The organism is Chromobacterium haemolyticum DSM 19808 (assembly GCF_000711885.1).
GTDB lineage: Bacteria > Pseudomonadota > Gammaproteobacteria > Burkholderiales > Chromobacteriaceae > Chromobacterium > Chromobacterium haemolyticum.
Map to the genome: position 1 here is coordinate 1 of NZ_JONK01000052.1, position 9,650 is coordinate 9,650.

Genomic DNA, 9,650 nt, shown 5'->3' on the forward strand with positions numbered 1-9,650 from the left:
GCCGTCAACCCGCTCGGGGTCGTCCTGCGTTTAGATTTGGTCAGAAACGCCGGTTATTCGAGATGCCCCCTAAACTCAGGCAATGGAAAAACTTGGCTATTTTAAGAAGTGGCCTAAAATACCAACCACGATCATCGTCGCATTAAATATGCCCAACGTGAAAAGGAGGCTTTCTCGAATAAGTGGCAAGGCCCTATATTACCCATTTTTGCAAACCATTGACTGCGCGTTCTTAAAATTAGGGAGGGCTACCATCGCTGCTTCCAGCTCCCGATCCAAGTTGCATATCCTTGTGCCGCAGCGTGAGTAAAGTGATGGTCCGCAATTGCGCACATGTGCACAACAATGCATTATCTTCTTCTATATACTGAGCCATTTTCTGTATCACTTATACGTGCGCGGCTAGATGTGCCCGAGTTTTTCAAACTGGAGAAATCTCATGAATACTCTCACTAAAGTCTTTAATCCCAGTACCGATCCTTACGTTACTTTGAGTGGTTGGTTTACGAATGGACGATTTTCTACCTCTCCTCGACCTACATCAATTCAGGCTTATTGCAATGGAGTCATGTGCATATGCTTTTCATTTCAAGTCAATCTCAAGAATGAGATGTCATGGGAGAGCGCCGTCAGTTATTTATACGAAAACATTACTCTTCATGACTCAGAAAATAATAACAAGGAAGTTCCTTGGCAGAAGGTTTTCCCTAGCGATGTGCCCGCGTTGCTATACAATGATGGTGTATATGGAAAGGCCATTGACGCGAGTGAGGAAGATAAATTTATCAACGTTTATTTTCGAGCCCCTACAATTGATGAAAAGAACGGAATGCCATGGGTTTTGAATGCTAAGTATGTTGGTCCAGATGACGTACCAGACTATGTTGCGGGTGGGACCAGACAAGTTACTTTCACCAATTTTTTAAATCTCAATCCATGTTTTGAATTTAAAGAGGTCGCTACCTTTTCAAAAAGCCTTATTGTTAACGATGAAGTCGAGATGGGAGGTGATACATTTGAATCGAATCAGGTGGTGCCTGGGGAGGATGTTGAGGCAAAGGGTAATGGGGCGTGGGTAAGGCTTCGCTCATTGTCATACGTTGTATATTCGGCAGGATTCTCATTAAACCGCCCGTTACGAATTACTGGCAGAGGGAAAGTCCCTGAATCAGTGAGGCCTGATTGTTATGTAACTTACTCGCCCTATAAATACTACCCAGTATGCTATATGTATAGCTCTGGTGGTGACAAAGTGGGCGCGTTTTTATCTAAAGGTAGCGGTAGCAACAACATTGCCCTAAGCAGTGTTATAAAATATAACATTGTCTATGCCCCTTTTCAGGATAATCAAGACATCAAATATTGGTACGAAAGGTCCGGAACGATTAAATTCCATGATAGAAAGTCATACCAGCCGAACTGTTGGGTGCTGTTCGATGATTCCCCAGGAGGAATAACTGAAAACGATATTGTGAGGGCTGAAAATTTAGGAATTCCGGCCATGTGTTATTGGTCTTCAGGTAAAAATGCTTGGTGTGATATATGTGAAGGAACAACAGATCTTCCAAGTGGCGCAATTAACGTTTGGAATGATTTAAACTCACAGGTAAAAAAGCTAACTATCGAAGATATCTTTGGAAATAGTCTGCATCTAGCAATAAATTGGAACACCGGATCGGGCCAAGATGGATATGAACTCCATTGGGCTGCTGTGGTAGATAAGTAAGCATCGATTCTTGGGGTTCTGTTGCATTAAGTTAAGGGGGGGTAGCAATCTGCCTCCCCCCTTAACTTAATGCAACAGAACCGAGTACATCAATCCCATTCTTATAATAAAGAGATGAATATGAAAACCTACTCTTCAGCAAGTAATAACAGCAATCAACTCCAAGGAAACCCTGATCCCCAAACTGGACTTTATACTTTCTCGTACCCACTTTTTAATATAGCCGCTGCTTATGGGTTCGGGCCGTCATTATCATTATTCCTATCCTTTTCCCCTTTAAACTCTTTTGACTCCATTCCATCGAACCCAACCGGCTGCGGGCGTGGCTGGCACATCCCTTTCGCCAACTACTCTGCCACTGCTAAAACGTTGACCCTTTCCAATGGGCAAACTTATTCTGTGCTTGATGCTGATCGTTATGCAGCTTGGAAGCTATCCCATAAAGTAAAGGACTTACAAGTTTGGTCAGATACTGATTACGTTTATATTAAAAATGCAGATGGAAGTAAAGAAACACTCAGAATTGATCATAATGACAGTGGAAATGCATACCTCTCGTCCATAACTTCTGCTGCAGGAAGGTCTCTTGTAGTGAAGCTAAACACTAACAATACACTTGATCAGATTTTGGAGGGAGATAGTGTATTATTTCAAGCCAATTACCGAAGCCAGAGTGTAGAGTTTACGTCTCTTGGTCGCTCCGTTAGCTTAACTTTTTCCGATATCTACAATTATTATCTCACCAGTATTAACGGTGTCGATGGAGCCGACATTACCTTCGAATATTACCGCCCCGATTCTAACGGGCCATGTTATTTGACACGTACCAACCATGAATCAGGTACGGTGGAGAATATGACATATGGCAACACTTTGGATACGCCATTTCTAGGTACGGTCCAAGAGATTAAGGCATTATCTGAATATAAAATTACGTTATCTAATTCTGAAATAAGCGGCAGCCTTTCCAATCATACCCTCACCACTTATTTTTCGTACCCCGCACCCCCAAATAGTTTTTGGGGCGGCGGGGCGAGTGGAATTATTTGGTCTGATCCGGGCGATAACTTGGCTGAGATAGAGGGTAAATATGAGTACGTGGCTCAAACTACACTTGATAACCTTGTTACCACTTATGTATACAATAAGTTTCATCAATGCATAATAAAGACCATAGCTCGTAACAATATAAATGATTATCAAGTTTGCTTTGTCTACCGTTATTACGGTGACGATGACAAACCACTAAGTACGCAGGGCTGTAAGTATGAATTGCCTGCTTCTGAAGAGCTTATTATATCGGGACCCAATGGAAAAGAGAAAAGATTCAATAAAGAATATGAGTTTGATGACTATGGAAATCTCATCAAGTTTGTTGACTATAACGGTATTACCACCTCTAACATATACTTCCCGGCAGGAGGAAGGGAAGGTTTGTGTCCTCCTCATCCCTTTGGTGATTTATGTGCATACATTGAAAGCTCCACCGTATATCCGGCAGGAGGCTTTCCTAATGCCACGGATAGCAAATGCACCACTTACACGTACCAAACTATTGGTTCTGATGGATTAAATGTCGTTATCGATTCGATACAATACGGCCCGTATAAACTTGTTTACACTTATCATCCCTCTTCTTTACCTCAAGGGGAAATAAAAACCGTCACCTTGACAGTTAAGGGTCAGGACGACGTGGGTGGAAAACCAAAAGAAAACACTGTTTCCATTGACTACGAATTTGATGAGACCAGTGTCACCCAAAAATCTACAATAGCCGCCTATGATGGCTGTCAGGCCATCCAGATCCAAAAAAAACACCGCTTCACCGGTATGCTGCTTGAGGAGATTGCTCCAGATGGCATAAAATCAAAATATGAATACGATGAGCTAGATCGGCTCACCCAAATTGTTGAAGCTGCGGATTCCGACTACGAAAGCGTAACGACTTATCAGTATGAATATCTCCCCAATGTGAACAATATACCATTAGGAATTTCTACCATTGGGGAGCGCATCTCGGTCACGAAGAATGGTATAACTACTCAAGTTTATCAAGACTTATTTGATAACGAGCTTGCCACATATCATGTTGAAAACAACATGTCCTACAAAATCTCGCAAAACACTTACGATAATCAGATACGTTTGATCAGTCAGGAGCAGTGGGACTATAACTTAGGCTCGATAAATTCAAGGTCCTATGTTAAAACTGACTATAGCTACGGCATTTGGAATGAAGTATGCCAAGAAAGTTATAGTGATGAAACTCGGCTTATTCGTCAGGTTGACCCATTTTCATTAAGTATAACTGAGCACATCGAACGTGACTTGCCTAATGGCTCTGTATCTAAACTTCCCGCCAGTCGCATAGTAACCGACCTGTTTGGTAATCCGATTAATCAAAGCATACTAACCAAAACTGGAACGGTATATAGCGAAAAAACTGCAAGCTATGATGGCTGGGGGCGCCTCATCTTGCAGACCACACCATTTAACCGTCAGATGAGGGTGGCAGCCTATGATCTGTTCGGCCGACCACTAGAGACGATCCACACTGATGGGACCCACTTCCGAACACAGTACCATCCTTGGACGCAATCATCCTTGCCAACCAGCTTGAAAGGTATCATGGGTACGACAGAAGTTGAGTTAGGTACGCAAGCCTATGATGGCCTGAATCGGCTCACGCAAACGGTCGTCGATGGTGTGACCCGTCGCCGAGAGTACGATAGGGTGAAGGTATCCGCTATGCCGGCCAAAGCTATAAATGGTCGTCAGCAAGCGATTGACTATATGCTCGTTCCCGAGTTGGGAACGTATTCAAAGGTAGAGGCAGAGGGGGAGGCATCCATTTTCTCATTTACCTCAAAGCAATCCATACCTGCGGGTCTGCCTCCTGGCCTCTTGATTAGTGCGACTAATTCTGAGGGTACCTATACCCCTACGTATACATCTACTGGGCGATTGGCGACGATCAGGCAGCAGGTGAATGGTGAGCAGCTGAAAACTACCACCGTTGAAACTCAAACACTACGTGGCGAGATACTGAAAGTAAAAGTCTCTAACCGATCAGGTGGTTTCGATACGGTCACATGGTCGCTCGATTCATTGGGCAGGCTGAGAGCCACCGAGCATAGTTACGGGAACATAATTGTGAGTGGGGAGTATACTCGAGATGAATTTGGTCGTGTATCTAAGGTGACGGTAAAGGAGGGAGATGACGTTAGACAAGAGACTACATTGACCTATGATGACTACGGGCGTGAGCAGGTGCGCACCATCAAATCTTGTATCACCAATCACGTCACCACGATAGCGTGTACCTATGATATCGAAAGTAAACTTACTACGCGCGAAACCTCGACAACTGTAGCGAACGAGAAACTGATAGAGCACTTTAGCTATGACGAGAAAAATCGGTTAACACTGTACGAAGTTGATCCGACTTCTTCGGCTTCTCTCCTCCCGTGCGATGAGCGTGGTAAGCAGATTAAAAAGCTAGTCTTCAGTTTTAATGGACTAGACAATTTGGAACAGTTGGTAAGCACCTATGCTAACAACGAAGAAGATACTGCGATCTATACTTACACGGGGCAACAACTCAGGTTTATTAATCACTCTCTTACGGTGGGGGATAATGCACACCTTCTCCGGGTGTCGTTAGTTTATGACCTGGATGGGAATTTGACTAGCACTTCTCTACCTGAAGTCCGTAACCTGCAATACTCACCATTCAATCAACCTACTAGATATGGGCTCATTTCTTACAAGTACGATGCATTTGGCCGAATCTTAAAGACTGGAAATACGATAAATTATTATTTGGGCAAAAAAGTGTTCAGTGAAGTGTCTGGTGATAACGAAACCCTCTTTGCCTTCCATGGGGGGGGCTCCATAGCGGAAGTGACGGGAGACCAAACGTGTTGGCTCGGGACGGATAGTTCGGGCACAGTATGCGGGACGACTGTGGCCAATAATACGGAGGTCAGCTCATATTCTCCGTATGGTGCCGGACAGGGGCGTAGTCGTACCGGCTATAATGGGGAGCGTAAAGATATCGCCAGTGGGGGATATATGTTAGGTAACGGCACCCGCCTCTATCTGCCAGGGTTTGCCGGCTTTACGAGTCAGGATAGCTTGTCGCCGTTTGGAGCCGGTGGAATAAACCCTTATCGATATTGTCTGGGTGATCCGATCAATCTGGCCGACCCAAGTGGACACATGAGCGTTGGTGCGCGGATCGGGCTATTCATCGGCAATATCGCCCTAGGAATTGCTACAGCAGGGATGTCGGTGGCTGCACAAATCGGGATTAATTTGGCGGTCTCAGCAACAGTGGCTGGGTTGTCTATGGCGGTGTCGAAGAACAGTGCCCAGGGTGAGTCAAGAACGGCGGGGGGGGGAGGTGGAGGTGGCTCGGCTGCGGCAGTGGCGGTAGGTGTGGTATCGGCGGTTGTGGGCGGGCTGGCTGGGGGAGCGATGGGGAAGAAAAGTAAGCCGAAGAAGGGAGTTGCAACATCAGGCTCAGCACTTAGGGACGAGACACGGCGGGGGAACAATTTGCCCGAGGAGGCGTGGCTCCCTAATGAGTATAGTATGAATGGGAATTGGGATACTCTGGAAATACAGGGGACCGGGTATGTTTCAGACAGGCTAGGTGAGCGAGGGAACACAGTGGTGCGAGGTTCGCCAAGCTGGACAGCTGCGAATGAAGGCAGGACGGTGGCTAAGGAGCTATTGCGTAGGGATAGTGTAGTGACAGGAGAAAGAGGAGTCCTCTTTATTTCCGGTACTCATGGCAGAAGGGATGGGAACAATTGGGATGTAAATGGTAGACGCAGATCGCAGCTGTTGGATTTTGAATTTTATGCCTGTGACGAAAAGTTTATGTTAGATGACCCGGAGATGAAGAATGCAGCAAAGAATGGAGCACTGTTTATGTGGAATATGTCGGAGGGATGGAGTATAGAAGATCTTGGTCGATATATATTGAGCAATGAATGGCATGTTGTTTTATCATTCTGCTACGGGAGTAATGATGCAGCGGTTCGTTATTTTTCAGAATTGCGTAGAAAAGTATAGGGCACTGAGGTGGCCTGATCCCAGGGGCGTGTACGGCTTTGTTAATGGTATGGACGCTCCCTCCCTGACCGGCTTGCCCGGTGAGATAGTACATGTGTCACTTACAAGGGAGTCCTCCATGACAATCAAGACCATTGGCCTGGATCTAGGGAAGGTCTGAACAACCTGCCGCGCAAACAGAAATGCCATTTCTCGCGGGGGCTTCGGTTGCAGTAGACCCACCAATTTCAGATCGCCCGCCATGAGGATGACCGGATGCTTCCGGTCATCCATCCCTTCAGCCACCCGCTAGCAGGGCCTTACGCGCCAGCCAGATGTTGGCCAGCCCAAACAGCGTCATCAGTTGTGCGGTGTTCTTCTTCAAGCCGCGGTAGCGTGTTTTCAGGTCGCCAAACTGCTGCTTGATCACCCGAAACGGATGCTCCACTTTGGCCCGAATCTTGGCTTTGACCGTTTCGCCCAGCGGGATCTGCCGGTCGTCGGCTGAATCGGTCAGCGCTTTGCGCTGGCCAGGCCTCATCGCAATCCACCGGCGCACCGCTCGCGATTGGTGTTCGGCTCGCTTGTGCACGCCAGCAAAGCCGGCGTCGCCAAACACGTCGACTTCCGCGCCGTGCAGTAACTGATCGACCATCGTGACATCCGCCACATTGGCGGCGGTGCCGGCCACGTGATGCACCAGCCGGACTGGGCATCGACGCCGATATGGGCCTTCATGCCGAAGTACCACTGATTGCCCTTCCTGGTTTGATGCACCGTGCACGGACGGCCCATCATGTTGAAGCGGTTCAAGATGGCAACGCGCACTTGTAGCTCTGCCACTTGACCCTCGAAGCGACGGGCCGTCACCCTTTCACCCAGCCGTTTGAAGCAATGCATCTTGGTTTCCCCAAGCTGCGGCGATGGTAGCCGCTCCAGCGCTTCCAGATCGCCCTGCCTAGTCGTTTGGTTGCCCGCAAAATCTCGTTGCAAGCCAGCACTCCCAGCGAACTGCCTTTCCACGCTCTCGCATTCTTGCGGGTGGGAATGCATCCGATCGCGCTTCGCGCGGCAATCGCCTGATGACATGCCTTGGTATAGAAAGCCCCGTCGCCGCTCACGCAGCCTATCGGCTCATCAGCCGGGATTTGCGCCAATAGCGAAGGCAGCATTTGCGCATCGGCCTGGCGGTTGTCCGTGACTTCAATGGCGCGGATTTGCAGGGTTTCCGCATCGATGCCCAGATGCACTTTTTGCCATTGCCGGCGATATTCCGCGCCATGCTTCTTGGTTTTCCACTCGCCTTCACCCAGCATCTTGATGCCGGTGCTGTCGATCAACAGGTGCAGCCGGGTCGTGCTTGGTCGGCAAGGAATGGCCACTTGCAAATGCTTTTGCCGCCGGCACACGGTGCTGTAGTCCGGCGTTAGCCAGTCTAGCCCCGCCAGTTTTAGCAGGCTTTGCACCATACCGACGGCCGGGCGGATTTGTGCAACAACGCCCAGCAGCATGTGATGGCATACAGGTTGGACCGGGGGAGGCCAAGTCTGATAAGACCGCAGGATCTAGAATCCGCTTGTTAGCAGAGACCGTCTTCCGGCGAATTCCATCAAGGCCCGCATATCTATCGGACTGCAACAAGGCCGGATATAAGCGAGCAACCAACCGCCGCATGTCATCTTGTGAAACTGCCCTTGGCAAACGGGAGGCGTCCATATAAGCGGTCTTAAGGCTGTACATCTTGTCGAAATATCCAGACCTCAGTGATTTCATCATAATATAAACAATAATAAACAAGGGATCCTTGATGGAAGGCATCACGTAAATTTTCCAGTACACTTACATAACCTTGAGAAAGAGAGGTGTCTGGTACATAGTTATAAATTTTATAGTTCACGATCGTGCCATCTTCTTTAAGAAAACGGACTCCCGTATACGCTGCATGTGTACTTACTCGCCCGCCAATGCCGATAACATGCCCGACTGACATTTTCTGACCACTGTCTTCGCACGATACACTAATTGATGCAAACGTCTGGGTGGAGTATAAAAAGTTGCAAAAAATAGAAAATAGTAGTGCATAGAAAAATTGCATATAAAGATCTCCGGATAGATTTTAAAAAATGGTAAAACAACTAGAATTATAAAAAGTTCTAAAAAGCTTAATTTTAAAACTCAAAACCATGCCAAGGCGTAAAATATTTTTCCGTTAAAATTTTCATGGCTATTTTGACAATTTTTCTAGTTTTTTATGTAATGGGATTAAATTTAGTTGTACAAAAAAGCCATGGGAACTCATAAAATACACTTCCTCAAAATCTTTGAAAACCATCAATAAAATTCTTTGATGATAATGCGCCTTCTAGGGGGCTGAAAATATTAAACCTACCGAAGGTTTGCAACGCAGAGCAAGCACGAAGATGTATTTTGCAAGCTTCTTATTATTAGTGTAGTTTTTTTTTACATATCAAGGGGGCTTTGTTGCACAAATCACCCTCCCTGTAGGCGGGGTAGAATGACGGCATGAGTAAGCCCGCCCCGCCCAAGTACAAGACCACTAAGACCCGCTAACAAAACCTCTTGATGTCAGATGCGTATGCCCGCATTTGGCGAAGATGAAACGGAAAGTCGTCAGTCAGAAGCTCTGGAAGTCATTGCAACCACTACTTCCTCCACCACCGCGTTCCCGCCGGGGTGGGCGGCCGCGGTTGGATGATTTTGCCGCCCTCAACGGCATCTTGTTTGTTCTCACTACCGGCATTCCTTGGGAGGACCTCCCACAGGAACTCGGTTTTGGCAGCGGTATGACCTGCTGGCGAAGACTGCGCGATTGGCAAGCGCTAGGCATTTGGGACCGCCTACA

The 9,650-nt window shown here is 47.1% G+C and carries 4 protein-coding genes and 2 pseudogenes; 3 read left to right on the top strand and 3 right to left on the bottom strand.

Annotated features, from left to right (window positions below):
• Positions 1 to 439: 439 nt before the first annotated feature.
• Both BR71_RS24355 and BR71_RS23855 read left to right on the top strand, forming a co-directional pair.
• Positions 440 to 1,726, top strand: a complete 1,287-nt coding sequence (locus BR71_RS24355) for a hypothetical protein (protein WP_156039058.1) — start codon at positions 440 to 442, stop codon at positions 1,724 to 1,726.
• A 120-nt stretch (positions 1,727 to 1,846) separates the two neighbouring features.
• Positions 1,847 to 6,808: an RHS repeat-associated core domain-containing protein gene (locus tag BR71_RS23855; RefSeq protein WP_162179237.1), complete on the top strand. Its 4,962-nt coding sequence runs from the start codon at positions 1,847 to 1,849 to the stop codon at positions 6,806 to 6,808.
• A 277-nt stretch (positions 6,809 to 7,085) separates the two neighbouring features.
• Here the strand turns inward: BR71_RS23855 and BR71_RS19455 are convergent.
• The 3 genes and pseudogenes from BR71_RS19455 to BR71_RS24360 form a co-directional block, all read right to left on the bottom strand.
• Positions 7,086 to 7,567 (bottom strand): annotated as a pseudogene (locus BR71_RS19455) (IS5 family transposase); the annotation flags it as partial.
• Positions 7,562 to 8,274: pseudogene (locus tag BR71_RS19460) on the bottom strand (IS5 family transposase); the annotation flags it as partial. The pseudogenes BR71_RS19460 and BR71_RS19455, both read right to left, overlap by 6 nt.
• A gap of 239 nt (positions 8,275 to 8,513) precedes the next feature.
• Positions 8,514 to 8,882: a hypothetical protein gene (locus BR71_RS24360; RefSeq protein ID WP_156039059.1), complete on the bottom strand. Its 369-nt coding sequence runs from the start codon at positions 8,880 to 8,882 to the stop codon at positions 8,514 to 8,516.
• Positions 8,883 to 9,402: 520 nt separating this feature from the next.
• On the opposite strand from BR71_RS24360, the gene BR71_RS23860 reads away from it, so the two are divergent.
• On the top strand, positions 9,403 to 9,650 hold a 248-nt coding region (locus BR71_RS23860), incomplete at its 3' end, for a transposase (RefSeq protein WP_156038828.1).